At 67.2% G+C, this 26,753-nt stretch carries 24 protein-coding genes; 11 read left to right on the top strand and 13 right to left on the bottom strand.

Annotation, left to right across the window (positions count from 1 at the left end; all coding sequences use genetic code 11):
* Positions 1-228: 228 nt before the first annotated feature.
* Complete coding sequence (gene msrB / locus BLQ70_RS07470) at positions 229-660, top strand: peptide-methionine (R)-S-oxide reductase MsrB (protein WP_244511954.1); 432 nt, start codon at positions 229-231, stop codon at positions 658-660.
* A gap of 87 nt (positions 661-747) precedes the next feature.
* Here msrB and BLQ70_RS07465 read toward each other — a convergent pair whose 3' ends face one another.
* On the bottom strand, positions 748-2,388 hold the full coding sequence (locus BLQ70_RS07465) for an acyl-CoA dehydrogenase family protein (protein WP_244511935.1): 1,641 nt from the start codon (positions 2,386-2,388) through the stop codon (positions 748-750).
* Positions 2,389-2,527: 139 nt separating this feature from the next.
* Here BLQ70_RS07465 and BLQ70_RS07460 point away from each other — a divergent pair, with 139 nt between their 5' ends.
* From BLQ70_RS07460 to BLQ70_RS07445, 4 genes are all read left to right on the top strand, one after another.
* Positions 2,528-3,454, top strand: coding sequence for an alpha/beta hydrolase (locus BLQ70_RS07460; RefSeq protein WP_091856460.1), 927 nt, complete (start codon positions 2,528-2,530; stop codon positions 3,452-3,454).
* Positions 3,455-3,586: 132 nt separating this feature from the next.
* Positions 3,587-5,968, top strand: coding sequence for an ATP-dependent helicase (locus tag BLQ70_RS07455; protein WP_091856459.1), 2,382 nt, complete (start codon positions 3,587-3,589; stop codon positions 5,966-5,968).
* 62 nt (positions 5,969-6,030) lie between these two features.
* Positions 6,031-6,609: a TetR/AcrR family transcriptional regulator gene (locus BLQ70_RS07450; protein ID WP_091856458.1), complete on the top strand. Its 579-nt coding sequence runs from the start codon at positions 6,031-6,033 to the stop codon at positions 6,607-6,609.
* 123 nt (positions 6,610-6,732) lie between these two features.
* Positions 6,733-7,221 carry a hypothetical protein gene (locus BLQ70_RS07445; RefSeq protein ID WP_091856457.1) on the top strand — a complete coding sequence of 163 codons (489 nt, stop codon included), beginning with the start codon at positions 6,733-6,735 and terminating at the stop codon, positions 7,219-7,221.
* 41 nt (positions 7,222-7,262) lie between these two features.
* Here the strand turns inward: BLQ70_RS07445 and BLQ70_RS07440 are convergent, their stop codons facing one another.
* Complete coding sequence (locus BLQ70_RS07440; protein WP_091856456.1) at positions 7,263-7,679, bottom strand: winged helix-turn-helix transcriptional regulator; 417 nt, start codon at positions 7,677-7,679, stop codon at positions 7,263-7,265.
* Positions 7,680-7,781: 102 nt separating this feature from the next.
* On the opposite strand from BLQ70_RS07440, the gene BLQ70_RS07435 reads away from it, so the two are divergent.
* Positions 7,782-8,537 (top strand): SDR family oxidoreductase, encoded by a 756-nt coding sequence (locus BLQ70_RS07435; RefSeq protein WP_091856455.1) that lies wholly within the window; start codon positions 7,782-7,784, stop codon positions 8,535-8,537.
* Positions 8,538-8,549: 12 nt separating this feature from the next.
* Here the strand turns inward: BLQ70_RS07435 and BLQ70_RS07430 are convergent, their stop codons facing one another.
* Positions 8,550-9,323 (bottom strand): GGDEF domain-containing protein, encoded by a 774-nt coding sequence (locus tag BLQ70_RS07430; protein ID WP_091856454.1) that lies wholly within the window; start codon positions 9,321-9,323, stop codon positions 8,550-8,552.
* A 98-nt stretch (positions 9,324-9,421) separates the two neighbouring features.
* Between BLQ70_RS07430 and BLQ70_RS07425 the strand changes: the two genes are divergently transcribed.
* Positions 9,422-10,369 carry a 50S ribosomal protein L11 methyltransferase gene (locus tag BLQ70_RS07425; protein WP_091856453.1) on the top strand — a complete coding sequence of 316 codons (948 nt, stop codon included), beginning with the start codon at positions 9,422-9,424 and terminating at the stop codon, positions 10,367-10,369.
* Positions 10,370-10,413: 44 nt separating this feature from the next.
* On the opposite strand, the gene BLQ70_RS26125 is transcribed toward BLQ70_RS07425, so the two are convergent.
* Both BLQ70_RS26125 and BLQ70_RS07420 read right to left on the bottom strand, forming a co-directional pair.
* Entirely contained in the window at positions 10,414-10,542 is a 129-nt protein-coding gene (locus tag BLQ70_RS26125; RefSeq protein WP_274532863.1) for a hypothetical protein, read from the bottom strand.
* Positions 10,543-10,599: 57 nt separating this feature from the next.
* Positions 10,600-10,842: a hypothetical protein gene (locus BLQ70_RS07420; protein ID WP_061966797.1), complete on the bottom strand. Its 243-nt coding sequence runs from the start codon at positions 10,840-10,842 to the stop codon at positions 10,600-10,602.
* Between the two features lie 298 nt (positions 10,843-11,140).
* On the opposite strand from BLQ70_RS07420, the gene BLQ70_RS07415 reads away from it, so the two are divergent.
* Entirely contained in the window at positions 11,141-12,976 is a 1,836-nt protein-coding gene (locus tag BLQ70_RS07415; protein WP_091856452.1) for an aminopeptidase P family protein, read from the top strand.
* 39 nt (positions 12,977-13,015) lie between these two features.
* Here BLQ70_RS07415 and BLQ70_RS07410 read toward each other — a convergent pair whose 3' ends face one another.
* From BLQ70_RS07410 to BLQ70_RS07395, 4 genes are all read right to left on the bottom strand, one after another.
* The gene (locus BLQ70_RS07410) at positions 13,016-13,315 is read right to left on the bottom strand and encodes an AzlD family protein (protein WP_061966795.1); all 300 of its coding nucleotides are present in this window, start codon (positions 13,313-13,315) and stop codon (positions 13,016-13,018) included.
* The gene (locus tag BLQ70_RS07405; protein ID WP_091856451.1) at positions 13,312-14,025 is read right to left on the bottom strand and encodes an AzlC family ABC transporter permease; all 714 of its coding nucleotides are present in this window, start codon (positions 14,023-14,025) and stop codon (positions 13,312-13,314) included. The genes BLQ70_RS07410 and BLQ70_RS07405 overlap by 4 nt, the downstream gene beginning before the upstream one ends.
* 24 nt (positions 14,026-14,049) lie before the next feature.
* Positions 14,050-14,913, bottom strand: coding sequence for an AraC family transcriptional regulator (locus BLQ70_RS07400; protein WP_170843336.1), 864 nt, complete (start codon positions 14,911-14,913; stop codon positions 14,050-14,052).
* Between the two features lie 97 nt (positions 14,914-15,010).
* Positions 15,011-16,255, bottom strand: coding sequence for an MFS transporter (locus tag BLQ70_RS07395; protein ID WP_091856449.1), 1,245 nt, complete (start codon positions 16,253-16,255; stop codon positions 15,011-15,013).
* Positions 16,256-16,350: 95 nt separating this feature from the next.
* Here BLQ70_RS07395 and BLQ70_RS07390 point away from each other — a divergent pair, with 95 nt between their 5' ends.
* The gene (locus tag BLQ70_RS07390) at positions 16,351-17,325 is read left to right on the top strand and encodes an AraC family transcriptional regulator (RefSeq protein WP_244492790.1); all 975 of its coding nucleotides are present in this window, start codon (positions 16,351-16,353) and stop codon (positions 17,323-17,325) included.
* A gap of 3 nt (positions 17,326-17,328) precedes the next feature.
* Here the strand turns inward: BLQ70_RS07390 and ligA are convergent, their stop codons facing one another.
* The gene (gene ligA / locus BLQ70_RS07385; protein WP_091856448.1) at positions 17,329-19,497 is read right to left on the bottom strand and encodes an NAD-dependent DNA ligase LigA; all 2,169 of its coding nucleotides are present in this window, start codon (positions 19,495-19,497) and stop codon (positions 17,329-17,331) included.
* 215 nt (positions 19,498-19,712) lie between these two features.
* Here ligA and BLQ70_RS07380 point away from each other — a divergent pair, with 215 nt between their 5' ends.
* On the top strand, positions 19,713-20,504 hold the full coding sequence (locus BLQ70_RS07380) for a DUF2189 domain-containing protein (RefSeq protein ID WP_091856447.1): 792 nt from the start codon (positions 19,713-19,715) through the stop codon (positions 20,502-20,504).
* Between the two features lie 349 nt (positions 20,505-20,853).
* Here the strand turns inward: BLQ70_RS07380 and BLQ70_RS07375 are convergent, their stop codons facing one another.
* Positions 20,854-22,878, bottom strand: a complete 2,025-nt coding sequence (locus BLQ70_RS07375) for a DEAD/DEAH box helicase (RefSeq protein WP_091856446.1) — start codon at positions 22,876-22,878, stop codon at positions 20,854-20,856.
* Between the two features lie 360 nt (positions 22,879-23,238).
* Between BLQ70_RS07375 and aidB the strand changes: the two genes are divergently transcribed.
* Positions 23,239-24,060 (top strand): AidB family quorum-quenching N-acyl homoserine lactonase, encoded by an 822-nt coding sequence (gene aidB / locus BLQ70_RS07370; RefSeq protein ID WP_091856445.1) that lies wholly within the window; start codon positions 23,239-23,241, stop codon positions 24,058-24,060.
* Between the two features lie 5 nt (positions 24,061-24,065).
* Here aidB and recN read toward each other — a convergent pair whose 3' ends face one another.
* Together recN and BLQ70_RS07360 are read right to left on the bottom strand one after the other, a co-directional pair.
* Entirely contained in the window at positions 24,066-25,748 is a 1,683-nt protein-coding gene (gene recN / locus BLQ70_RS07365; protein WP_091856444.1) for a DNA repair protein RecN, read from the bottom strand.
* A 71-nt stretch (positions 25,749-25,819) separates the two neighbouring features.
* Positions 25,820-26,713 (bottom strand): outer membrane protein assembly factor BamD, encoded by an 894-nt coding sequence (locus tag BLQ70_RS07360; protein WP_425284565.1) that lies wholly within the window; start codon positions 26,711-26,713, stop codon positions 25,820-25,822.
* Positions 26,714-26,753 lie beyond the last annotated feature (40 nt).

Raw genomic sequence — 26,753 nt, 5'->3', positions numbered from 1 at the left:
GCGGGCCGTTTGGGTCGCCTGTTGCGTCACCGGTTTTCCTCCCTTTGCGGGTGGCCGGGCTGCTAGAGGAGTCGCGTGACGGTCAGGTGACGGCTTGCGCTCCACTGCCACGGCATCGTGAGGCTGCCTGGATTCGACAGGGCTGAAATCTCGGATGCGAAGCGCCATATTGGGGCACGAAAGCCGATGAGGCGCCGCCCCGCTGACAAGGAGATCGCAATGGGTCTGATGAGCATGTTCGGCGAACAGAAGAAGCAGGACGAGAGTTTCCCCTTCCGGCTAACGGACGCCGAGTGGCGCGAGCGGCTGACGCCGGAGCAGTATCAGGTCCTGCGCGGCCATGGCACGGAGCGGGCCGGCTCCTGCGCGCTCAATTACGAGAAGCGCGCCGGCACCTTCTCCTGCGCCGGCTGCGGCCAGAAGCTGTTCAGATCGGGCAAGAAATTCGAGAGCGGCACCGGCTGGCCAAGCTTCGACCAGCCGCTGGAAGGCGCGGTCGAGACCAGCGAGGACCGCAAGTTCGGCATGGTCCGCGTCGAGGTGCATTGCGCCAATTGCGGCGGCCATCTCGGCCACGTCTTCCCGGACGGCCCGCCACCCACCGGCCTGCGCTACTGCATCAACGGCGTGGCGATGGATTTCGAACCGGAAGCGGCCTGACAACACCGTCATGCCCGGGCTCGACCCGGGCATCTCATAACAGAAAAGCGATGAAGAGATGCCCGGGTCAAGCCCGGGCATGACGTTTCAGGCAGTCGGCACGGCTCGTCGCGCCAGCGCCGCGGCGTCCACACCCGGTGGCAGATCGCCGAACTGGCCCAACCAGCCGCCGCCCAATCGCGTCGCGATGAAAGCATCCGCCACGGCGGCCGGCGCGAAGCGCAGCAGCAACGAGCCCTGCAGCATCAGCGCAAGCCGCTCCGTCAACCGCCGCGCCTGCCCTTCGTTGCGCATCATCTCCGGCAATTCGCTCTCCAAACGCTTCAGCGCCAAGTCATAGCGCCGGTCTGCGCCCGCAGCCGCCATCAATTCCGCCCGCAGCACATCGACCGCCCCCTCCTCACGCGCCAGCGAGCGCAGCACGTCGAGGCAGATGACATTGCCGGAGCCTTCCCAGATCGCGTTGAGCGGCGCTTCGCGATAGAGCCGCGCCATCGGGTTTTCCTCGATGAAGCCGTTGCCGCCATGGCATTCCAGCGCCTCGGTGACGACGGCGGGCGCGCGCCGCGTGATCCAGTATTTCGCGATCGGCGCGCCAACCCGCGCCAGCAGCTTCTCGCTTGCGGATATCTCCTGCCGGTCGAGCGCCGCGAACAGCCGGAAGGCGAGCCAGGCCGCGGCTTCCGCCTCGATGGCGATATCGGCCAATACGTTCTGCATGATCGGCTGGTCGATCAGCGCCTTCTGGAAGGCGCGGCGATGCTGGGCGTGATGCGCCGCGAGCGACACCGCCATCCGCATCAGCCCGGACGAGGCCGCCGCGATGTCGAGCCGCGAATTGTGGTTCATCGAAAGACCGGTGCGGATGCCCCGCCCCTTCTCGCCGATGAGATGGCCGATCGTGCCCCTGAACTCAACTTCCGAAGAGGCATTGGAGCGATTGCCGACCTTGTCCTTGAGCCGCTGGATCGCGACGCCGTTGCGCGTCCCATCCGGCAGCCACCCTGGCACGACGAAGCAGGAGATGCCCTCGCCCGTCCGCGCCAGCGTCAGGAAGACGTCGGAATGCGGCACCGAGAAGAACCACTTCCGGCCATGCAGCGACCACGTCCCATCGCGATTATCCTCGGCCACGGTCTGGGTCTGGCGCAGATCCGAGCCGCCTTGCGTCTCCGTCATCGCCGTGCCGACGGTCGCGCCCGTCTTCAGATGCGCCGGCCCCTGCCGCGGGTCGTAACGATTCGAGATGACGAGCGAGCCCCACTGCTCCCACAAAGCCGCGTCCTGCTTCAGCACCGGCACGGCAGCATAGGTCATGCTGATCGGGCAGCAGATGCCGCTTTCCGCGCCGTACCAGAGATATTGCATGGCCGCCCGTGCCACCTGCGCGCCCAGCTCGGGACGGTTCCAAGCGAGCGCATGCGTCTCCTGCCCGATGGCGAGCCCCATCAACTCGTGCCAGGCCGGATGAAAGCCGATCTCGTCGATGCGGTTGCCGAAGCGGTCGAAGGCTTTCAGTTCAGGCGTGTAGCGATTGGCAAGCCAGGCCAGTTCCTGCACCCGTGCCGAGCCGACCGTGCGCCCCGCCTCATGCAATCGCTCACGCGCCCAATCGGCACCGAAGGCAGAAACGATCCCCGGCAGCACCGGATCGGCGCCGAAGGCGTCGTAATCAGCCAGCACCGGCACCTGATTGGTCACCTGATCGGCGTGCGGCATCTGCGCCATGGCCTTCCCTCCGATCCGCGTCGTTAACCACCAGACTATGCCGGCATCCGCCGATTGCGAATCCGCCCGATTGCTGCCCGAGTTCCTCCCTCACCTCGCCCCGCGCGCTGCGACCGGTGCGTGACGACGGAGATCTCACGTGCAGCGACGCCTTTCGAATACCCTGCTGATTGCCCTCATCGCCGGCCTCAGTGCCTCCGTCGCTCCGGCGCACGCCCAGGCCCAATCGGTTCTGAAGGTTCAGGCAGGTGACGGCCGCCCCTACGAAATTGCTGACAGCGAGGTCTGGGACGTGCCCGATCCGGTCTCGCGCCGCGGCTATCAGGTTTTCGTCGCCTTGCCGCCCTCCTATGCGAAGGAGCCGCAGCGGCGTTATCCGGTGCTCTACGTCACCGACGCCGACTATGCCTTCCCGATCCTCCGCCAGATCAGCCGCCGCCTGAACCTCGAAGGACCCAAGGTGGAGGAATTCATCCTGGTCGGGCTGTCCTATGCCAAGGGCGAGGATGGCGCTGTCAGCCGCCGGCGCGACTACACGCCGACACCGAACGGGCCGCGCACAGCACCGGCCGGCGCGGTTCACGGCCAGGGGCCAGCCTATCAGACCTATCTCCGCGATCAGGTGAAGCCGTTCATCGCCGCCCGCTATCGAGCCGATCCCGCCAGGGCGCTCTTTCTCGGCCATTCCTACGGCTCCCTGCTGGGCGCGCAGATCCTGTTCACCGAGCCCGGCCTGTTCAGCGGCTATATCCTCGGCAGCCCCTCGCTCTGGTACGACAAGCGCCACGCTTTGGAGCTGGAAGCGCGCTACGCCGCCCGGAGCAAGGACCTGCCGGCCAAGGTCTATCTCTATGTCGGCGCCTATGAGGCGCAACGCAAAGGCGACCGGCGCTACAACCAGACGGTCGATATGGTCGCCGACAACCGGGCTCTCGAAGCCGCATTGCGCGGCCGGAAATATCCGAGCTTGAATCTGAAGTCCGTCGTCCTCGACGATGAGGATCACCTCAGCGTCGCGCCGCGCGGCTTCACGCAGGGCCTGAAATACCTGCTGCCGGCGCGCTGAGCCGATAGGCGGGGGGATGCTGCCACCTCCCTGTGGAGCGGAGTATAAAATGATCGCTCCGGCAGGGCGCAATCCTGACATCGACGCCCTATATTCGCCGGAGAACGAATCACGCACGAGCACCGCGCACCCTTGTCCGAGACCGATCCTTTTTCCGCTCCCCCGCCTCGCCCCGGCGGCCTCGCCGCGCGCGCTGCCGCGCAGCCTGCGGCCGGCTATCTGGCGGGGCTGAACCCGGAGCAGCGCCAGGCGGTCGAGGCGACGGACGGTCCCGTACTGGTGCTCGCCGGTGCCGGCACCGGCAAGACCCGCGTGCTGACCACCCGCATCGGCCACCTGATCTCGACCAGCCGCGCCTATCCCTCGCAGATCCTCGCCGTGACCTTTACCAACAAGGCGGCGCGCGAGATGAAGGAGCGCGTCGCCCATCTCGTCGGCCCGGTCGCCGAGGGCATGCCATGGCTCGGCACCTTCCACTCGATCTCGGCCAAGCTCCTGCGCCGCCATGCCGAACTGCTCGACCTGCGCAGCGACTTCACCATCCTCGACACCGACGACCAGATCCGCCTGATGAAGCAGGTGATCCAGGCCGAGAACATCGACGAGAAGCGCTGGCCCGGCCGCATGCTGGCGGGCTTCATCGATAGCTGGAAGAACCGCGGCCTCGCGCCCAAGGACGTGCCGGCGGGCGAGGCCGCGGTCTTCGCCCATGGCAAGGGCGGCAAGCTCTACGCCGCCTATCAGGAGCGGCTGAAGGCGCTGAACGCCGTCGATTTCGGCGATCTGCTGCTGCATTGCCTGACGCTGTTCCGCGACTATCCGGACGTGCTCCAGACCTATCACGACCGCTTCCGCTACATCCTCGTCGACGAGTACCAGGACACCAACACGGCGCAGTATCTCTGGCTGCGCCTGCTGGCTCAGGGCCGCCGCAACATCTGCTGCGTCGGCGACGACGACCAGTCGATCTATGGCTGGCGCGGCGCCGAGGTCGACAACATCCTGCGCTTCGAGCACGATTTTCCGGGCGCGACCGTGATCCGGCTGGAGCGCAACTACCGCTCGACCGGCCATATCCTCGCCACGGCCTCGAAGCTGATCGCCCGCAACGAGGGCCGTCTCGGCAAGACGCTGCGCACCGAGGACGCGCTCGGCGAGAAGGTCACCATCACCGGCGCCTGGGACAGCCAGGAGGAAGCCCGCCTGATCTCCGACGAGATCGAGGCGATGCAGGCGAAGGGCCAGGATCTCGGCCAGGTCGCGGTGCTCGTGCGCATCTCCGCGCAGATGCGCGAAATCGAGGAGCGCTTCGTCCAGGCCGGCGTGCCCTATCGCGTCATCGGCGGCCCGCGCTTCTACGAGCGCGCCGAAATCCGCGATGCGCTCGCCTATCTGCGATGCGTCGTCTCAGCCACCGACGACCTCGCCTTCGAGCGCATCGTCAATGTACCCAAGCGCGGCCTCGGCGACGCGACGGTCCAGCTCCTGCACAACCATGCCCGCGCCACCGGCTTCTCGCTGATGCAGTCGGCCCGCGCCGCCGTCGAGAGCGACGAGTTGAAGCCCAAGGCCCGTACCGCGCTGCGCGAGCTGGTCGATGCCTTCGGCCGCTGGTCGACCCGCGCCGAGCATATGCCGCAGGGCGAGCTCGCCGAGCTGGTTCTGGAAGAGAGCGGCTATACCGAGATGTGGAAGAAGGACCGCTCGGCCGATGCGGCCGGGCGCCTGGAAAACCTCAAGGAACTCGTCCGCTCGCTCGACGAGTTTCCCGACCTGCCGTCCTTCCTCGAACACGTCTCGCTGGTGATGGATGTCGCCGATGGCGAGGCCGAGGCCCGCGCCTCGATCATGACGCTGCACGCCGCCAAGGGGCTGGAATTCGACACGGTCTTCCTGCCCGGCTGGGAGGAAGGCCTGTTCCCGAACCAGCGCGCGCTCGACGAGAGCGGCCGCGCCGGCCTGGAGGAGGAGCGCCGCCTCGCCCATGTCGGCCTCACCCGCGCCCGCAAGAAGCTGAAGCTCTATTTCGCCTCGAACCGGCGCATCCACGGCCTCTGGCAGACCAGCCTGCCCTCCCGCTTCATCGACGAACTGCCGGAGGAGCATGTCGAGGTCGAGCAGGCAGCGAGCAGCTATTCGCAGGGCGGCTACGGCGCCTCGCGCTTCGACCGAATGGAGAGCTTCGGCTCCAGCTACAACACGCCGGGCTGGCAGCGTGCGCAGGAGAACCGGGCGAAGAACAGCGGCGGCGGCAGCGGCTTCTCGGAAAGCGGCCGCGGCTTCGGCCAGGGCGGTTTCGGTAACTCCTCACGCCAGCGCGGCCCGCTCATGATCGAGGGCGAGCTGACGGCGAAATCATCAGGCGAATCCGCTTACGGCACCGGCGCCCGCGTCTTCCACGTCAAGTTCGGCCCCGGCTCGGTCGCCAGCGTCGACGGCAACAAGCTGACCGTCGATTTCGACAAGGCCGGGCGGAAGATGGTGCTGGACTCGTTCGTGCAGAAGGCGGGCTGAGCCATCTGCACAAAGCCGTGACCTGGCTTGATTGCCTACTTACTAGTAGGTAGATATGGATCATGACCGGCTCGACATCCGACGAAATCCTGCGCTGCGCCCGCTCCCTCCTGATCCAGGGTGGGTATAACGGCTTCAGCTATGCCGACATCGCGAAGGTGGTCGGCATTCGCAATGCGAGCATCCACCACCATTTCCCCAGCAAGTCCGATCTCGTCCGCACGCTCGTCGCCCGATACCGGGAGGAGGCCGAGGCCGGCATCGCCGCTCTGGAGCAGCAGGTTCCCGATCCGGCTCGGCAACTGCAGGCCTATATCGGCTATTGGGAGGCCTGCATCGCCGATTCGAGCGCTCCGTTCTGCCTTTGCGCGCTTCTCGCCAGCCAGATCCCGGTCCTTCCGCAGGACGTCACCCTGGAAGTCCGCACCCATTTCCGAGCCCTCTCCGCCTGGCTGGCCTCGGTCCTCGAACGTGGCGCGGCACAGCGCGACCTGCGTTTCACCGGGACGGCCAGGTCCGAAGCGGAGGCTTTCATGGCGGGGGTCCACGGCGCGATGCTTTCAGCTCGCGCTTATGGCGACCCGGCGATCTTTGGTGTCATCACCCGCCCGCTGCTGGAGCGCCTGATGGCACGACACTGAACCTCACCGCCCCGAAGAATGAAGCGCGCCACAAAAACCTACCTATTAGTAGATAGACATTCCTGCATCCCAGACGCCCTCGCGCGCGGCGACAGGCGCAACCTTCGACAAAAGGACATTCTCATGTTTGGCATCACCCCGCTCGGCTGGGTCCATACGCTGGGCAGCCTGCCGGCCATCCCCGCAGCAGCCTATATGTTCGCGGTCCATGGCCGGATCGTGCCGCGCTCGACGGCGGGCATCGTCTACCTCATCTCGATGCTGATCGGCGCCGTCACGGTCTTCTTCGTCACGCATATGCCTGCCGGTCACGTCATCGGCGCGCTGACGCTCCTGCTGCTCGGCATCGGCTACACTATCGGCCGGACCCCGCTCCCCGCGCGCGCCGTCGCCTATGTCGAGACAATCGTCCTGAGCGTGACGGCCTTCCTGCTCATGCTGCCGACGGCCACCGAGATCCTGCGCCGCGTCCCGGATGGCCATCCCTTCGTCACCGACCTGAAATCCCCGCTCCTGCTCGGGGTGCAGGCGGGCATTCTGGCCGCACTCGTCATCGGGATCGGCGCCCAGATCGTCTACCTGCGCAGGACAGGCGGGGCGGCCTCAGCCTGACCTACGAAACCATGCAGGAGCGACGCCGGCCACGCCGGCGCTTAAGCCTCCTCCCGCTCGCGGAAGGCTTTTCGCGCTGCCGAAACCTCGGCATAGTAGGTCTCGGCCCAGGTCCAGACCCCGCAGAAAGCAGCGCTGAGCTCGCGCCCGAGTTCCGTCAGCGTGTAATCGACATGCGGCGGGATCACCGGGTGGACGGTGCGCACGACCAGCCCGTCGCGCTCCATCTCGCGCAATGTCTTGGTCAGCATCTTCTGGCTGATGCCACCGACGATCCGGCCGACCTCGGTGAAGCGCAGCGTGCCATGCTCCTCAAGCGCCTCCAGCACCAGCATCGTCCATTTGTCAGCGACCTGCGCGATGACCTGCCGCACCAGCGATTCCACCGCCGGGCTGACCGGAGGGATCGCCTCGCTGCGCTGATGCATCGCCGCCATCGCGGTCCGGATCGCCTGCATCTTACACTCTCCTTTTGGTGCGTATGGCACTTTCGAGCGCCTTCTTTCCAATGAAGAGTATCGGCGCCATCTCGTTTCACGCAACCACGAGAAGGCTTTGCCATGAAGATTTCCGGAAACACCATCCTCATCACCGGCGGCGGCTCGGGCATCGGCCGCGCGCTCGCCGAGGCGCTGCACGCCAAGGGCAACAAGGTCGTCATTGCCGGACGCCGCGAAGCCGTGCTCGATGCGGTCACCGCTGCCAATCCCGGCATGGAATCGATGCTGCTCGATATCCAGGACGAGGCCGATATCGCAGCCTTCGCCCGGCAGGCGGTCGAGCGCTTCCCGAGTCTGAACGCCGTCATCAACAATGCCGGCATCATGAAGCCGGAGAACGTCCCGGCCGCCGACAATCTCGCCATCGCCGAGGAGACGATCGCGACCAACCTGCTCGGGCCGATCCGCCTGACGACGGCGCTGCTGCCGCATTTCCTGAAGCAGCCGCGCGCCACGGTCCTGACCGTCTCGTCGGGCCTCGCCTTCGTGCCGCTGGCGGCGACCCCGACCTACAGCGCGACCAAGGCCGCGATCCATTCCTGGTCGATCGGCCTGCGCGAGCAGCTCAAGGACACATCGGTCGAGGTGATCGAGATCGCCCCGCCCTATGTGCAGACCGAGCTGCTCGGCCCGCATCAGGCGGTCGATCCGGCCGCGATGCCGCTCGCCGATTTCACCAGCGAGGTGATGACGATCCTCGAAACGCAGCCGGAGGCCGGCGAGGTCATCGTCGAGCGCTGCAAGCCGCTGCGCTTCGCCGAGGCGACCGGCAGCTTCAGCCAGGTCTTTGCGGCGCTGAACGCGCAACACGCCTGACGCAGGCGCTCCTCAGGCCACCGCAGCCATGTTCAAGGCACAGGCGGCCCGATTCCGGCCCTGCATCTTTGCGCGGTAGAGCTGCGCATCGGCCTCGGCGATCAAATGCTCGATTGTCGTGCCGCCGGCCCAGCCGGCGGCACCGATGCTCACGGTCAGGCTGACCGGCTCGCCGCCCGGTGCCTCGATCCGGAGGCGCCGAACCGCATCGAGAACCTGCTTCGCGACGGCCTCCGCCTCCGTCAGGACGGTGCGCGGGAGATAGACCGCGAATTCCTCGCCGCCGAGCCGCCCTGAGAAGCCGCTCGCGCCCACCGCGCCCGCAATCGCCTGCGCCAGCCTGCGCAAGGCGTCGTCGCCAACCGGATGGCCGAAGCGGTCATTGACCTGCTTGAAGTGATCGGCGTCGATGAAAAGCAGGGTTCCCCTGCCGCCCGGCGTCATCGCCTGCTTCAGGTCGGCAAGAAAGCTTTCGCGGTTCAGGAGCCCGGTCAGGCCGTCGCGGCGCGCCCTTTCCAGCAAGGTCTCATGCGCCGCAGACAACGCGCCGTGCAGTCGCGCGATCTCGCCATGGGCGTCCTTCAGGCGCTGTGCCTGCCGGAATTGCCAGGCGCTGGCCGGCCAGGCGATCAATAGCGGACAGAGGATACACATCAGCCAGGCGGTGCCGTCCACGACCCCGCCAAGCATCGGCACGACGGTCAACGCCAGGCCGAGCGAAGCCACGATCGACAGCGCTGTCGCGAGGCTTGCCTTCAGGATGATCACGCGCGTCGAGGCCGTCATGGCCTGCCGGTAGCAGGGAATGCTGAACGCAGGGTTTAGCTACGCCGTCCCCGGCCATTTCCGATGACAGCGGCGGATGCGCCTGCTAAGCCCGCGCCATGCGCGAAGGCCTCCTGCCAGCGACGGTCGCGACCGTCCTCGAACTCTCCACCTCGGGCGAACAGGCCCGGGCCCTCACCGAATTGCTCGGCGAGATCTTCGACCCCACCGAGACGGCGATCTCGGCCTTCGAGGTCGAGGACGGCATCACCACGCTCTCGATGAACATCCCGTGGAAGGTGGAGATCTATTTCGCCAACCCGCCCGATGAGGATGCAGTGCGCGATCTGCTGCGCCCGATCGTCGGCGCGCTCGTCGATACAACACCCTTCACGACGGTGAACACCAAGGATTGGGTCGCCAACAGCCTCGACGGCTTGAAGCCTGTCCGCGCCGGCCGCGTCCTCGTCCATGGCGCGCATGACCGGCACGTCGTCCGGACCAACGATATCGCGATCGAGATCGAGGCCGCGCTGGCCTTCGGCACCGGCCATCACGGCACCACCGCCGGCTGCCTGCTCGCGCTCGACGCCGAACTGAAGAAGCGCCGCCCGCGCCACGCCATCGATGTCGGCACCGGCACCGGCATTCTCGGGCTGGCGCTCGCCAAGCAGATCAAGCGCAAGGTCGTCGCCGGCGATATCGACGCGGTCGCGGTCGAAGTCTCCGCTCATAACGCCCGGCTCAACCATGCACCGAACGCGCTGGATCTTTATGTCGCGCCGGGCCTGCGCCATGCCAAGGCCTGGCGCCCCGGCCATTTCGACTTCGTCTTCGCCAATATTCTGGCCGGCCCGCTGAAGCGCCTCGCCCCGTCGATCGCCCGCGTGCTCTCATCGAACGGCACGCTGATCCTGTCCGGCCTGCTGGCGATGGACGTGGCTGGCGTGGTCTCGGCCTACCGGCACCAGGGCGTCCACCTCGCCAGCCATTCGCTGCGCGAAGGCTGGGCGACGCTGGTCATGAAAAAAGGCGGCGCAGCCCCGAGGCCGCGCCGCCTTGCCTGACCTCCGGCGCTTCCGGGGAAGCGCGAGATCGTTACTCGCTCGGCTCAGAAGCCGATATAGCCGTACTTCTTCTCGGCCTCGGCCTGCAGGCTGCGGGCATCGTGCCAGACGGCGGCAGTGAACTTCGCGGCGTCGGCAATCTGTTCGACGATATGCTTGATGATGGCGATCATGATGAAGGTCCTTGAAGGGTGTCAGCTGCGCGGCTCGAAGGCCGCGGCAGTGTGAATTCAGCGGTTGAAAGGCAGCGAGACGTCGCTCGACAGCGTCGCGGACGGGAAGCCGCCCAGCACGATCTCAGCCTCGTTGACGAGGAGGTTGCGGGCACGCAACTGGCGGTCTGCGGAACGCTCGCGGCTCGCGACGAGCGCGGCATAGAAGCGCTGCATCAGGCCCGGCTTGCTGGCGCGGGTCTCGGTCCTGGTCCGAACCGGTACGGGCAGCACGTCGGCATTGTTCAACACGTAGGTCATGGGTCTATCTCCGAAAAACGAAGGACAGTCCCGGTCGCTTCCTCGTTCTCTTATGCGATCAAGATGGGGTCATTTCGCACTTGCGAGAAGATGTGTTCGCATATGCAAGATATGCAGAAAACGCATGCGATCCGTCCATATCCATTAATGTTTGCGTCGATTGCATAACCAATCGGCACAATGCGGAACGCGGAGGCAGCGCGGCCCTACCAAACAGGCATCTCCAAACCGACGGATTTGCGCTGGCGCTTTTGCTGGTGCGAGGCGACCATGGCGCAATTCTGTGCCGGACCCCGCCATGACCGATTCGACCCTGCCGACCTGCCGCTTCCAGTCCTTTTCCGAACCGAGCGACCCCAGGCTGGTTGCCGGCCGTGTCGCCGCCCTGCGCAAGACGCTGGCCGCGCAGGGGCTCGACGGCTTCATCATCCCGCGCGCGGACGAGCACCAGGGCGAATATGTCCCGGCCCATATGGCCCGTTTGGCATGGCTGACCGGCTTCACCGGCTCGGCCGGCAACGCCGTGGTACTGGCCGACAAGGCCGCGCTGATCGTCGACGGCCGCTACACCATCCAGTCGGCCGAGCAGACCGACACCAAGATCGTCACGCCGGTTCGCATGGAGGAGACGCCGCTGGAGCGCTGGGTCGAGCAGAACCTGCCGACTGGCGGCAAGCTCGGCTACGATCCCTGGCTGCATACGGTGGACGGCCTCGCCCGCCTCGAAAAGGCAGCGGCAGCAGCCGGCGGCAGCCTCGTCGCGGTCAAGGCCAACCCGATCGACGCGCTCTGGAGCGATCGCCCGGCCCCGCCGACGGCGCCGGTCAAGGCCCATCCGGCCGCTTTCGCCGGCGAGGACAGCGTCTCGAAGCTCGCCCGCATCCAGAAGGCGCTGACCGACGCCAAGGTCGACGCGCTCGTCGTCTCCGATCCGCATGCGCTGGCCTGGATCTTCAACATCCGCGGTGGCGATGTCGAGCACACGCCGCTGCCGCTCGGCTATTCCATCGTCCCGCGCGAGGGCCGGCCGACCGTCTTCCTCGCGCCGGAGAAGATCACCAACGAGGCCGGCGATGCGATCGGCGCGGTCGGCGAGATCGCCCCTCCGGCTGATCTCGATAAACAGATCGCGAAACTCGGTGCCAGCAAGGCCAAGGTCCGGCTCGATGCGACGACCGCAGCTTCGGCGCTCGCGACCCTGATCCGCGAGGCCGGCGGCACGCCCGATGCCGGCACCGACCCGATCGCCCTGATGAAGGCGCGCAAGAACGCAGCCGAGCTCGACGGCGCCCGCAATGCCCATCTGCGCGACGGCGCCGTCATGGTGCGCTATCTCTCCTGGCTGGCGCGCGAAGCGCCGAAGGGCGGCCTGACCGAGATCGATGCGGTCGCCGCGCTCGAAGCCGAGCGACTGAAGACCGGCCTGCTCAAGGACGTCTCCTTCACCACCATCGCTGGCGCCGGCCCCAATGCTGCGCTGCCGCATTACCGCGTCAGCGAAGCGACCAACCGCAAGCTGGAGCCCGGCATCTTCCTGGTCGATTCAGGCGGCCAGTACGAGGACGGCACCACCGACATCACCCGCACCATGGTGATCGGCACACCGACGCCGGAGATGCGCGACCGCTATACCCGCGTGCTCAAGGGCCATCTCGCGATCTCGCGGCTGGTCTTCGTCAAGGGAACCTCGGGCGCGCAGCTCGACGCCTTCGCCCGGCTGCCGCTCTGGCAAGGTGGCTTCGATTTCGACCATGGTACCGGCCATGGCGTCGGCAGCTATCTCTCGGTGCATGAGGGGCCGCAGCGTCTCTCCAAGCTCGGCACCACGCCATTGGAGCCGGGCATGATCCTCTCCAACGAGCCCGGCTACTACAAGCAGGGCGAATACGGCATCCGCATCGAGAACCTGATCGTCGTCGAGGAGCGCCAGATTCCGGGGGCCGAGCGCGTGATCTACGGCTTCGAGACCATCACCTGGTGCCCCTATGAGCGCGCCCTGATCGAGAAAGACACGCTCGATGCTGGCGAGATCGCCTGGATCGACGCCTACCACGCCAAGGTCTGGGAGAAGCTCTCGCCGCAGGTCGAGGGCGAGGCGAAGGCCTGGCTGGAAGCGGCCTGCCGGCCGTTGTGATTGGTTGCCTTCTCCCCTCAGGGCGAGAAGGCAAGAACGTCACATCACCATCCTGAAACCGACCACCGCGACAACCCCGACCGCCACCACGCCCAGCAAGGGCAACCGCGTCGCGGCAAGCGCGGTGATCGCCGCCGCCGCCGTCTCGGCCCAGCCGGTCGCGAGCGCGCTCGGCGCGATCACCGCGATCAGAACAGCCGGCGGGATGGCGTCGAAAGCGGCCTGCGCGCGTGGCGAGAGGCTGAGCCGCCCGGCCAGCGCCAGCCCGGCGACGCGCGTGAAATAGGTCACGATCGCCATGCCGAGGAAGGCGAGGAGGTTGATCGGATCGACGCTCACGCCTTGGCCTCCTCGGTGACCGGCTGTTCTTCACTTCCGGCCGCAAGCCATGCCGCCAGCAACCCGCAGAGTGCGCCCGCAGCGACATGCCAGGGCGGCCCGGCCAGCCGATAGGTCACGGCCGAGGCGATGCCGGCGGCCGCGACCGTCCAGAACGTCACGCGGCCCTTCCAGAAGGCGGCGACGAGCGCGATGAACAGCGCCGTGAAGGCGAAATCGGCCCCGAGCCGCTTGGGATCGCCAAGCACGGCGCCGATCATCGCGCCGAGCGTCGAGTTGATCAGCCAGCCCGCAACGAAGGGGATGACCATCGCGAACCAGTAGGCCGGCGTCAGGCGGTGGGTGCGGGCGCGCTTCTCGGCCAGCGCCCAATTCTCGTCGGCCATGTAGTAGAGGCCGAGGAATTTCTGCCAGCGGCTGAAGCCCTGGAGCTTGGGCGCCAGAGACGCGCCCATCAGCACATGGCGCGCATTGATGAGCAGCGTCGAGAACACCAGCGCGGCGACCGGCGCCGGGCTCGCCCAGAGCTCGATCGCGGCGAACTGCGCCCCGCCGGCGAAGACCATGATGCTCATCAGGAAGACTTCGAGCGGCGAGAGCCCCTTGCTGGCGGCGACCGCACCGAAGAGCAGGCCGATCGGCGCTGCGGCGACCGCGGCCGGCCAGATATCGTTCAGGCCGCGCCTGATGTCGTCACGCATCGTGGACATGGAAATGTTCTCTCGAAAACCGATTCAGGCGGCATGCGCCGCGCGGAAGGCACCGGGCGTGACGCCGAAGCGGGCCTTAAACGCGCGGGTCAGATGCGGCTGGTCACAGAAACCGGTCGCCGCCGCGACGTCGCCGGGCATCTCGCCGCGCCGCAATCGCTCGCGCGCCCGCCGTACGCGAACATCGACCAGATAGGCATGCGGCGTCAGACCGGTCTCGCGCCGGAAGGCCCGGATCAGGTGGTGGCGCGGCAGCCCGGTGAGCCGCGCCAGATCGGCCAGCGACAGGTCTTCTTCATAGCGGGCCTCGAAGACCTCGCGGGCACGGGCGACGGACCCACTCTCCACGCCCACCGGCCGCACGGCGAGATCGGCATGATGCATCAGGCAGCGAGCGTAGAAGCGCAGCAGCATTTCTTCGCCGGCCAGCAGGTCCCCGCCATCCTCGATGGCGCGATGAGCCGCCGCGAAGAGCGCAGCCCCCTCGGCATCATCGACCAGAGGCTGTGGGAAGAACGGTGTCCCGATCCCGTCCCGGCCGCTGAGCGAAGCCGCGACCTCGCGGATCAGCCCGACCTCTGGATAGGTCATCCGGTAGCTGTAGCCCGGGCCATAAGGCTCGCCATCATGCGTCTCGAGCGGATTGACGAAGGTGATCTGACCCGGCCGCGCATAGTGGCGCGCGCCGCGAACCCGGAAGGTTTCGCAGCCGGCCTCGATGACGCCCATCACATAGCTGTCGTGCTGGTGCGGCGCATAGGCGTGCTGGCGGAAGGTCGCGGCGAGGCAATCCAGCCCGTCGAAGCGCTCGGCCGGAAAAAGCTTGGCTCGCTCGCCGGCGACGAGCGGTTCGAGGCCTAATGTCTCACCTTGGGTGACTGCTTCCATGGTGCAAGCATAAACCTTCTCGCCCCATTGCTGTCTTGAAGAAAAGTGATCGGGCGCATCACGCGCCCGATCGGTTTTGCCATTCCTGGAGAGAACCTCAGAGCGCGTGCGCGGCCGCGCTGGCGCCGACGCGTTCGGGGCTCTTCGACCCCAGCAGCAGCACGCCCGCTCCGCCAACCAGCGTCGCGACGGTCGCATAGGCGATGACTCCGAGCGTGCCGAAGCCATCGACCAAGAGCCCGCCGAAGATGGCGCCGCTTGCGATCGCGATCTGGAAGGCCGCGACGATCAGCCCGCCGGCCGATTCCGCCTCGTCCTCCGGCGCGACGCGCACCAGCCAGGTCTGGAAGCCGACCGGCAGCGCTCCGAAGGCGAAACCCCAGAGCCCGACCGCGATGGCCGAAGCGAGCGGCGACGCGCCGACGAAGAGCAGGCTCACGCCCACCAGCGCGATCAGGAAGGCGCCGAAGATCACCGAAGCCTTGGCGCTGCGCGCCGTGATCGCCCCGCCCGCGAAATTGCCGAAGAAGCCGCCGATTCCATAGGCCAGCAGGACGAGCGAGATCGCTTCGACCGAGAGCTTCGGGATCTGCTCCAGGAACGGGCGGACATAGGTGAAACCGGCGAAATGCCCGGAGATCACCACGACGATGCCGGCAAGCACGAGCGCGATGCTGGGCTGGCCGAGCAGCCGGAACAACGTGCGGATATCGGGCGAGCCCCGCGCCGGCAGCCGCGGCAGAACCGCCATCTGGATGACGAGTGCGGCAACCCCGACCAGCGCCGAGAGCCAGAACACGAAGCGCCAGCCCATCACGTTGCCGAGATAGGCGCCGATCGGCGCGGCGCTGACGGTGGCGAGGGAGACGCCGGCGAAGATCAGCGACATCGCCTTGGGGAGCGCGCTGGGCGGCACGAGCCGCATCGCGGTCGCCGCGACCATCGACCAGAAGGCGCCGAGCCCGATGCCGAGCAGGACGCGGGCGAAGAGCAGCGTCGTCAGGTTGGTGGCGACGGCAGCGATGATGCTGGAAACGATCAGCAGGCCGGTTAGCGACCAGATCACGAGACGCCGGTCGATGCCGCGCGTCACGATTGCCGCGGCAAGTCCCGCGATGGCGCCGACGACGGCAGTCGCGGTCACCGCCTGCCCGGCGGCGCCGACGGAGACGCCGACATCGGCCGCCATCGGGGTGAGCAGGCTGGCCGGCAGGAACTCGGCCGTGACAAGGCCAAAGACGCCGAAGGTCAGGGATGTGACGGCAGCCCAGGCCGGCTTGTCGCGGGCCTCCTCGGCTGTATCGTCGAATTCAAGGGTCGTGGCAGACAGGGAATCTGACATGGGGGTCTCCATCAGGTCGCCGGAAGATGGGCGTGGCCCCATGGAGTTTCCATGCTATATCATCCGCATCTCATGACCGTTCGTCCAGGAATGCCATGACCGCTTCCGCCGACCACCTGACCGAGATGCTCCGGGGCTTGCGGCTCGACGGCGTCGATTACAGCCGCTGCCAATTGGCCGCGCCCTGGGGCGTCGTCTATCCGCCGACCCATCAGGCCTATTTCCATTTCATCTCGCGCGGCCACTGCTGGCTGAAGACGCCGGCCGGCGAATGGCTGGAGCTCGCCGACGGTGACGCCGTGCTGCTGCCGCGCGGCGGTGGCCATGTCCTGGCGAGCTCGCCGGATGTCGTCGCCTCCCCACCCTGCGACTGCCGGGTTCTGGAAGCCTATGGCAACATCTTCGATGTCGAGGGCGGCGGCGCCGGCGCGCATATGCTCGTCTTCACCGGCCGCATGACCTTCAATGTCGATCTCGATCACCCATTGCTGCGGTTGATGCCGGACCTGATGCGGATGAGCGATTTCATCGCGTATGAGCCCAGCATCCCGCATCTGCTCGACGCGATGGGCCGCGAGGTCGCGATGGACCGGGTCGGCGCCGGCGGCATGCTGGCACGCCTCGCCGACGTGCTGGCCGCCGCGATCATCCGTGCCTGGGTCGAGGGCGGCTGCGGCGCCGCCAAGGGCTGGGTCGCCGCAGCGCGCTGCCCGACGGTCGGCAAGGTGCTGGCGGCGATCCACGCCCATCCCGAAACCGACTGGACGGTCGAAAGCCTCGCCGAGCTGATGGGCGCCTCGCGCTCCGGCTTCGCCGAGCGCTTCGCCGAGGTCGTCGGCGAGACGCCGGCCCGCTATGTCGCGCAGGTCCGGATGCATCAGGCGAGGCAGTGGCTCGCTCGCGACAAGTTGCGCATCGCGGTTGTTGCCCAGCGTCTCGGCTACGAGTCGGAAGCCTCGTTCAGCCGCGCCTTCAAGCGCATCACCGGCCTCGCCCCGAGCCAGGTGCGGGCAGCGGGCGAGGCCTCTCCCGTGGCGATGTTCACACCGCCGGCGGAAGCGGCGGAGTAGACCTCAGCCACCCACCAGATCGAACCAGCCGGCCTCGTCGATCACCTCGACGCTATGCTTGGCGGCATCCTTCAGCTTCGAGCCCGCTCCCGGCCCGGCGACGAGCAGGTCGGTCTTCGACGAGACCGAGCCTGCCACCTTGGCGCCAAGCCGCTCGGCCATCGCCTTGGCCTCGTCGCGGGTCATCCGCTCCAGCGCGCCGGTGAAGACCACGATCTTCCCGGCAACCGGACTGGTCGAGGCCACCGCCTCCAGCGGCTGGGGCGAGACCTGCGCCAGCAAGCGGTCGAGCAATTCCTCGTTATGCGGCTCGCCGAAGAATTCGATCAGCGCCTCGACCACGGTCGGCCCGACGCCGTCGATGGCGTCGAGCTCCTGCCGCTCGGGCGAGGCCTCGTCGGCTGCCGCGATGCCGGCCGCTCGCAGCGCCTCGAACGAGCCGTAATGCCGCGCCAGCAGACGCGCCGTCGTTTCGCCGATATGGCGGATGCCGAGCCCGAAGATGAAGCGGTTGAGCGGCGGGGTACGCCGGTCCTCGATCGCATCGAAAAGCTTGGCGACGCTCTGCGCGCCGAAGCCTTCCTTGGCCTTGAGCTTTTTCAAGGGATTGGCTGCATCGCGCGCGGCGAGCGTAAAGATATCGGCTGGCTCCCTGACGGGCAGCTCGGGATCGCCGTGGAAGAACTCGATCTGCTTGTCGCCAAGCCCGTCGATGTCCATTGCGTCGCGCGAGACGAAATGCTTGAGGCGCTCGACTGCCTGCGCCGGGCAGATCAGGCCGCCGGTGCAGCGGCGGATGGCATCTTCCTTGCCGGTGCGCGGGTTGAGCTCCCGCGTCGCATGGCTGCCGCAGGCCGGGCAGAGCGTCGGGAACTCGTAGGGCTTCGAATCCGCCGGGCGCTTCGAAAGATCGACCGCCTCGACGCGCGGGATCACGTCGCCCGCCCGCTTCACCGTCACAGTGTCGCCGATACGGATATCGGTGCCGTCGCGGATCGGCAGCCCCTTGGAATCGAAACCGCGGATATAATCCTCGTTATGCAACGTCGCATTGGTGACGACGACGCCGCCGACCGTCACCGGCTTCAGACGCGCGACCGGCGAAAGCGCGCCGGTGCGCCCGACCTGGATGTCGATCGCCTCCAGCACGGTCGTCGCCAGCTCGGCCGGGAATTTATGCGCGATCGCCCAGCGCGGCGCCCGCGAAACGAAGCCGAGCCGCGCCTGCAGCGCGAGATCGTCGACCTTGTAGACGACGCCGTCGATATCATAGCCGAGCGTGGCGCGCTGGCTCTCGATCAGCCGATATTGCGCGATCAGCTCGGCAACGCTCTCGCAGCGCTTCATCAGCGGGTTGGTGCGGAAGCCCCAGCGCCTGAAAGCCTCGACCACGCCCGATTGCGTCGGCGCCGGCAGGGCCGGCATCTCGCCCCAGGCATAGGCGAAGAAGCGCAAGGGCCGCGCGGCGGTGACGCTGACATCGAGCTGACGCAGTGAGCCCGCCGCCGCATTGCGCGGATTGGCGAATTCGGGCAGCCCCTTCTCGCGCTGGCGCTCGTTGATCCCGGCGAAATCGGCATGGCCTAGATAGACCTCGCCGCGCACCTCGGCGACGTCAGGCACGTCCGGCCCGGCGAGCGTCTTGGGAATTTCGGAGATGGTGCGGGCATTGAGCGTGACATCCTCGCCCTCCTCGCCGTCGCCGCGCGTCGCGGCCGCGACCAGCTCGCCCTTCTCGTAGCGCAGCGACAGCGACAGCCCGTCGATCTTGGGCTCGGCGGTGAAGGCGATGCCGTCCTCCTCCTTGCGGCCGAGGAAGCGATAAACGCGGCCAGCGAACTCGGCCACGGCCTCGTCCGAGAAAGCATTGTCGAGCGAGAGCATCGGTACGCGATGCCGGATCTTGGCGAACTTGCCGGAAGGCTTGGCGCCGACCTTGGCGCTGACGTCGCTCTCCTGCTTCAGCACCGGAAAGGCTTCTTCCAGCGCGACCAGCCGACGACGCTTCGCGTCATAGGCCGCATCGTCCATGATCGGCTGGTCGTCCTGGAAATAGGCGTCGTTCGCTGCCTGCACCGCGGCGGCCAGCAGCTTGTGTTCGGCCTTCGCCTTGCGCGGCGTCAGCTCCGCGATCGGCGTTTCGGAGGGGGCGGAATCGTCGGCGTCGCTCATGGCACAGCATTAGGCGAGATGATCGTGACGAGGAAGGGCAGCAGCCTTTTTGCGGCCCATGCAAGGCTGTGCCGCCCCGAAAGCTTGCGACAAACCGCGCTTTGGCGCGTATAGTTTGCGGGCTGGGAATTGGAAGCTCGACGCCGCAGGCCGTTGACACCAAGGTTCACGTCGACAGCCATATGGCGAACCGGGCCGGAACCGGGAGACACGCCATGGCCAATCTCGACGGCACAGTTCATGACATTGCCGCGCTCTCGCAACCACGCATCAGGATCATCACCACGCGGGATCTGCACGAGGCGCTGCTGCGCGGCTGGGACGATTTCAAGGCTCAGCCGAGCCACCTCGTCTTCATCGCTCTGATCTATCCCGTCGCCGGCATCCTGCTGGCGCAGCTCACGGTCAGCTACAATATCTTCCCCCTGCTCTTCCCGCTGCTCTCGGGCTTCGCATTGCTCGGCCCCTTCGCCGCGATCGGGCTCTACGAGATCAGCCGCCGGCGCGAGAAGGGCATGGACACGTCCTGGGTCCATGCTTTCGCGGTGCTCCGCTCGCGGTCGATCGGACAGATCGCCCTGCTCGGCGCGATGCTGACCGGGCTCTTCCTCGCCTGGCTGTTCAGCGCCTGGTTCCTCTATCGTGGCCTGCTCGGCCTGCCCGCCGATGTCTCGACCACCGATTTCCTGCGGGCGGTGTTCACCACCGCGGATGGCTGGATCATGATGGTGATCGGCAATGCGATCGGGCTCTTGCTGGCGATCCTCGCCTTCTCGATCTCGGTGGTATCTTTCCCGCTGATCATCGACCGGCACGTCGACGCCCCCACAGCCATCCGCACCTCGATCGCCGCCGTCGAGGCCAATCCGCGCGTGATGATGTATTGGGGCCTGATGGTGACGGGCTTGCTCGTGCTCGGCTGCCTGCCGATGCTGGTCGGCCTGATCGTGGTCATGCCGGTGCTCGGCCATGCCACCTGGCATCTCTACCGCAAGCTCGTGGACTGAGAGCGGCCAGCCTCGTCATTCCCGGGACGAGAAGGCGCCGGTTTCCGTCATCTCCGCAGGCTCTCGAAAGCTCCGGCGGGAACCATTGCACCCCGGATCGGGTTCAACCCCTGTCAGATCGAGCCGCAAGGCTCCATTCAGCCAGGGGGCTTTTCATGAACAACATCATTTATATCGTCGGTCTTATCGTCGTCGTTCTCGCGATCCTCTCCTTCCTCGGCCTGCGCTGAGGAAGGCGAACGGGAGCGCGCGCTGCAGCGCTCGAAGCCTGCTGTCCTTCAAAGAATTCGCGCTGTCACTCCCGGCTTGACCCGGAATGACAGCGCGTTTTTTTTGCGGAGGCTGAAACTCAGCTGCGATTGTCGCCGCGCGGCTTGCCCTTGCCGAAGGGCTTGCCACCGGCCGGGCGCCCGCCGGCAGGCTTGCCAGCGAAGGGCTTGCCCTTGCCCTCATAGGGCTTCTTGAAACCGCCACCCGGCTTGCCGTCGTCACGGCGCGGCGGGCGCGCGTCGTCGCGCGGAGGCCTGCTGTCGGCGCGATACGGCTTGCGCTCATCGCTCCGCGGCGCGCGTTGATTCGCGTCCCTCGGCTCGAATCGCGGCCGCTGCGGCCTGTCTCCGGCAGCCTGCTCATCCCCCCAGCTCTTTCGCGGCGCAGCCGGACGCTCGGCCTTGTCCCCGAAAGCCTTGGCCGGACGGCGCTCGGCTTCGGTCGTCGGCTCGATCACGATCTTGTCGCGGTCCGGGATGCGCACCGAGTCATAGAAGCGATCGGCCACATCGGCATCGATCTCGACCTTGGTCTCGCGGTCGAAGATGCGGATCGCACCGACCTCGTCGCGGGTGATCCGGCCGCGGCGGCACAGCATCGGCAGGAGCTGGCGCGGATCGGCGCCCTGCTTGCGGCCGATATCGAGACGGAACCAGACGGTATCGCCGCGTGGGCCGGCAGGCTTGCGCGGGCGCTCGCCATCCTCGCCCTCGTCGCGTCCCGCGCCGAACGGGCGGCGCTTGGCAGCATAATCCTCGTTGGTGCGGACCGGACGGCGCTCGTCGCGGCCGAAGCCGGGATCGCCAACCTCTTCCGCCGCCGGCAGGCGGGCGCGGTAGAGCCGAACAAGCGCAGCGGCGATATCGCGGGCCTCGCGGCCCGCCATCAGCGCCTCGATCATGCCGGCATCGTCCTCGGAGCCATCGCCGTTGAGCAGCGGATCGGAGAGCAGGCGCTCCTGATCGAGGACGCGGATTTCCTCTTCAGTCGGAGGACCGATCCACTCAGCCTCGACCTTGCCTTCCATCAGCAGACGCTCGGCCTTGCGGCGGCGCGACTGCGGCACCAGCAGGACGCTCGTGCCCTTGTTGCCGGCGCGGCCGGTGCGGCCCGAGCGATGCTGCATCACCTCGGAATCGTTCGGCAGCTCCGCATGGATGACGAGGTCGAGTCCGGGCAGGTCGATGCCGCGCGCCGCGACGTCGGTCGCGACGCAGACCCGCGCCCGGCCGTCGCGCAGCGCCTGCAGCGCCGCGTTGCGCTCGTTCTGGCCGAGTTCGCCCGAGAGCGCGACCGAAGTGAAGCCGCGCTCGAGCAGGATCGCCTCGAGATGGCGCACGGCGTTGCGGGTGTTGCAGAAGACCAGCGCCACCGGTGCATTGTGGAAGCGCAGCAGGTTGACGACTGCGAGCTCGGCTTCCTTCGGGAAGACGCGCACGGCCTTGTAGGCGATGTCGGCATGGCCGCGCCGCGTCGCTTCCACCTCGATGCGCAGCGCGTCGCGCTGGTAGCTCTGCGCGAGCTGGACGATCGCCTTCGGGAAGGTCGCCGAGAACAGCAGGCTGCGCCGCTCCGCCGGGGTGGTCTTCAGGATGTATTCGAGGTCGTCGCGGAAGCCGAGATCGAGCATCTCGTCAGCCTCGTCGAGCACGACCGCCTTGAGCGCGGACACGTCGAGGCGACGGCGCTCGATATGATCGCGCAGGCGGCCGGGCGTGCCGACGACGATATGGGCGCCCTCGTCGAGCAGCATCGCCTCGCGGCGCGGATCCATGCCGCCGACGCAGGAGATCACCCGCGCGCCGGTCTGGGCATAGAGCCAGGCAAGTTCGCGCTGCACCTGCAAGGCAAGCTCACGCGTCGGCGCGATGATGAGAGCCAGCGGCTCGGCAGCGGGGCCGAGCTTCTCGGCCGTGCCCAGCAGGGTCTCGCCGATGGCGAGCCCGTAGGCGATGGTCTTGCCGGAACCGGTCTGCGAGGAGACCAGTAGGTCGCGCCCGCGGGCGGCGTCTTCGAGGACGGCGCTCTGCACCGGCGTCGGGTCGGAGTAATTGCGATCGGCGAGCGCGCGCGCGAGCGGCGGGCTCGTGAGAGAAAAGGACATGCGATATGGGCCTAAAGGTTGCGGCGTAAGATGAAGGAACGGCGCGAAGCGTGGGCGATGGGTTCAGGCGGCACTAGAGCATCGGACCGAAAAGCGGGGTTCACTTTCCGGAAAATCCGATGCCAAAACAAATAGTTAAATCGCCCCCCAGAGCGTCCGAAAGGACTCATGGCGATCTAACGGGCAGCTGCACCATCGGATGACAGCGGCTCATAAAGCAAAGTGATACAAAAGGAAATGCGGCATTCCCGCGCCCGGCGCAGGGCTGAGCCGGGCCGGACGCGCCTTGCCGGCGAGGTCAGGCGCCCACTAGCTTCCGGACCTCACCGACCCCGTGCGACGCCGAAGCGGAGAACAGCCATGGTCCAGCAGTCCCGCCGCATCGGCGCCTTCGATGTCTCGATCCTGCATGACGGCGTCTTCGAGGCGCCGCTCGACGTCCTGATCCATGCGGATGGGGAGGTGGCCCGCAATGAGGCCGTCGCGCGCTGGGGCAAACCGAAGGTCAGCATTATCGTGAACTGCTTCGCGCTGAAGGGAGCAGACGCGATCACCCTCGTCGATGCCGGCACCGGCCCCTCCTGGGGCAAAGCGATGGGCCATGCCCCGGCTGCAATGGAGGCTGCAGGCATCGCGCCCGAAGACGTCGCCCGTGTTCTGATCACGCATCTCCATGGCGACCACGCACTCGGCCTGTTCGACGGCGACAAGCCCTTCTTCCCGAATGCCGAGATCATCGTGCCCGAGGCCGATTTCGGCTTCTATGGTGACGAGGCCAATCGCGCACGCACCCCGGAGAAGAAACAGGGCGCCTTCGCCATCGCCGCGACTTTGAAGAAGCATTATGCTGGCCGCATCCGTTCGGTTCCGGCGGGCGAGGCGCAGGCCGGCATCACGCTGATCCCCCTGCCCGGCCACAGCTTCGGCCATAGCGGCTACCTGATCGAGGGCGACGGTGAGAGCCTGCTGCTCTGGGGCGACGCGCTGCATCTCTCCGACCTCCAGGCTTCGGACCCGGCTGTCGGCTTCGTCTATGATTTCGACGCCGCGACCGCGGTGGCTTCGCGCCGCGGTATCCTGGAACGCGCCGCGCACGAGAACTGGCTCGTCTCGGGCGGCCATGTCGAGGGGTTCAGGAGGGTGGTCAGGAAGGGCGCGGGCTACGAATTGCAGCCGGCCTGACAGCCTCAGCCGCGCAGGCCAGCCGCCTGCAGCAGGCGCCCGGCCGCCGCGCGCGCTTCCTCGGTGATCGAGGCGCCGGCCAGCATCCGTGCGATCTCCTCGCGCCGCGCCTGGTCTTCCAGCGCCGTGACCCGCGTCACCGTGCGTGAGGCCTCGCCCTCCTCCGCCGATTTGGCGATCAGGAAATGCTGCCCGGCCTTGGCCGCGACCTGCGGCGCATGCGTGACCGAGATCACTTGCACCTGACCGGCCAACCGCGCCAGCCGCTCGCCGATCGCATCGGCCACCGCGCCGCCGACACCGGTGTCGATTTCGTCGAAGACGAGCGTCGGGGCGGAACCGCGCTCGGCCAGCACCACCTTGAGGGCCAGCATGAAGCGCGAGAGCTCGCCCCCGGAGGCAACCTTCATCATTGGCCCCGGCCGCGTGCCGGGATTGGTCTCGACCCAGAATTCGACCTTGTCGAAACCCTCCGGCCCGCGCGCGTTCGCGTCGCTTTCGATCCGGGTGATGAAACGCGCCCGCTCCAGCTTGAGCGGCGGCAACTCGGCTTTCACGGCCGCATCCAGTTTTGCCGCAGCTGCCTGCCGCGCCTCGGACAGGGCCTGCGCCTGCCCGATGAAGGCCGCTTCGGCCTCCGTCAGCTCCGCCTCGAGCCGGGAGAGCGAGGTCTCGCTTTCATCGAGCGCGGCAAGGTCGCTCGCCATGGTCGCCGCCAGTATGGACAGGCCATCGACCGGCACGTCGTATTTGCGGCCGGCGGCCCTGAGCGCGAACAACCGCTCCTCGGTGCGTTCCTGCTCGCGCGGATCGTATTCGGCCTCACGCGTCGCGGCGGCGAGCGCCTCGCCGGCCTCTTCCAAAGCAACGATCGCGGTGTTGAGCGCCGCGATCGAGGGGTCGACCAGCTCCGGTGCCTGGCTCGCACGGCGCTCCAGCCGGCGCAGCACGGCGGCGAGCGTCGGCACGGCAGAGGATTGTCCGCCGACCGCCTCGTAGGCCTCGTTGAGATCGCGCGCGACCTTCTCCGCCTGCATCATCGCCTGACGGGAGGCGGCGAGCGCCTCCTCCTCGCCCGCTTGCGGTGCGAGCTTGCCGAGCTCCTCGACGGCATGGCGCAGGAAATCCGCTTCCTTGCGTGCCGCCTCGACGCGCAGGCGCTGCGACTGCAGGGCCTGCCGCGCCCGTTTCAGCGCCTCGCTCGCCCCGGCGACCGCTTCGGCCTGCGCCTCCAGCGCGCCGAAACCGTCGAGAATCGTGCGGTGCTGGGCCGGGTCGGTCAGGGCGCGGTCGTCGTGCTGGCCATGGATCTCGACGATGGCGGTGCCCACCATCCGCAGGATCTGCACCGAGACCGGCTGGTCGTTGATGAAGGCGCGGGTGCGCCCGTCGGCATATTGCACGCGGCGCAGGATGAGATCGCCGTCGGTGTCGATCTCCTGCGCCTGGGCGAGCTTGCGGGCCGGGTGCGACATCGGCAGGTCGAAGACGGCGCTGACCTGCCCTTGAGCCTCGCCATGGCGCACGAGCGAGCCGTCGCCGCGCCCGCCGAGTGCCAGCGCGAAACCGTCGAGCAGGATCGACTTGCCGGCGCCGGTCTCGCCGGTCAGGACGCTCAGCCCCTCATGGAAGCCAAGGTCGAGCCTGTCGATCAGGACGATGTCGCGAATCGAGAGCTGCGCCAGCATCGACGCTCAACCCATCCTTCGGAGCCGGCAGGATCGCCCGTGGCTCGTCATGCAAGGGGCGCCCTCGCTCGTCAGAGGCGGTTCAGTCCAACCAGGCCGCCGACCGTGCGCGAGAAGCCCTGGAAGGCGCGGCTGATATAGGAACCACGATCCTCACGCGGCTCCAGGCCGCCGCTCTGCAGCAGGGCGTAGGAGTCCTTGTACCACTGGCTGTCGGGGAAGTTGTGCCCGAGGACGGCCGCCGCCGTCTGCGCCTCGTTGGTGATGCCCATCGCCATATAGACCTCGGTCAGACGCATCAGCGCCTCCTCGACATGGCGCGTGGTCTGGTACTTGATGATGACTTCGCGGAAACGGTTCACCGCGCCGGTATAGTTGCGCTTCTCCAGGTAGTAGCGCCCGACATTCATCTCCTTGCCGGCGAGCTGGTCCCGCGCCACCAGGAGCTTTTCCCTAGCGTCGAGGACGTATTCCGACTTCGGATAGTTGGCGATGAGCTGCTCCAGCGCCTGGATCGCCTGGGCCGTCCGCTCCTGATCGCGGGTCGCGTCCGGGATCTGGTTGTAATAGGACATCGCCAGGATGTACTGCGCGTAGGCGGCGTCGGGGCTCGCCGGGTTCTGGGCGATGAAGCGCTTCGAGGCGGTGATCGCCTCCTCCCACTTCGAGGCCTGGAAATTGGTATAAGCCGTCATCAGCAGGCCCTTGCGGGCATAGGGCGAGAACGGCGCGGTCTTGTCGATGTCCTCGAACTTCTTCGAGGCACCCTCGCTATCGCCGTTCTGCAGGCGGGCCAGGCCTTCGTTGTAGAGCTTGTCGGCCGGCGTCGGCGGCGTCAGGTCCGGCTTGTAGACCTCGGGCTTGTCGAAGGGATTGAGCGAGGACAGGGTATCGCAGCCGCCGAGCAGCATGGCGGCACCCAGCGCAAGGGCGATGCCCCTGCGTGGCGAAAGACCGCGATGGATTGCCGGAAGGCTTTGCCGCGTCACGCTCACGTCGTCCGTC

The sequence above is a fragment of the Allobosea robiniae genome, assembly GCF_900102525.1.
Lineage (GTDB): Bacteria > Pseudomonadota > Alphaproteobacteria > Rhizobiales > Beijerinckiaceae > Allobosea > Allobosea robiniae.
This window is presented reverse-complemented; position numbering and strand designations above follow the sequence as displayed.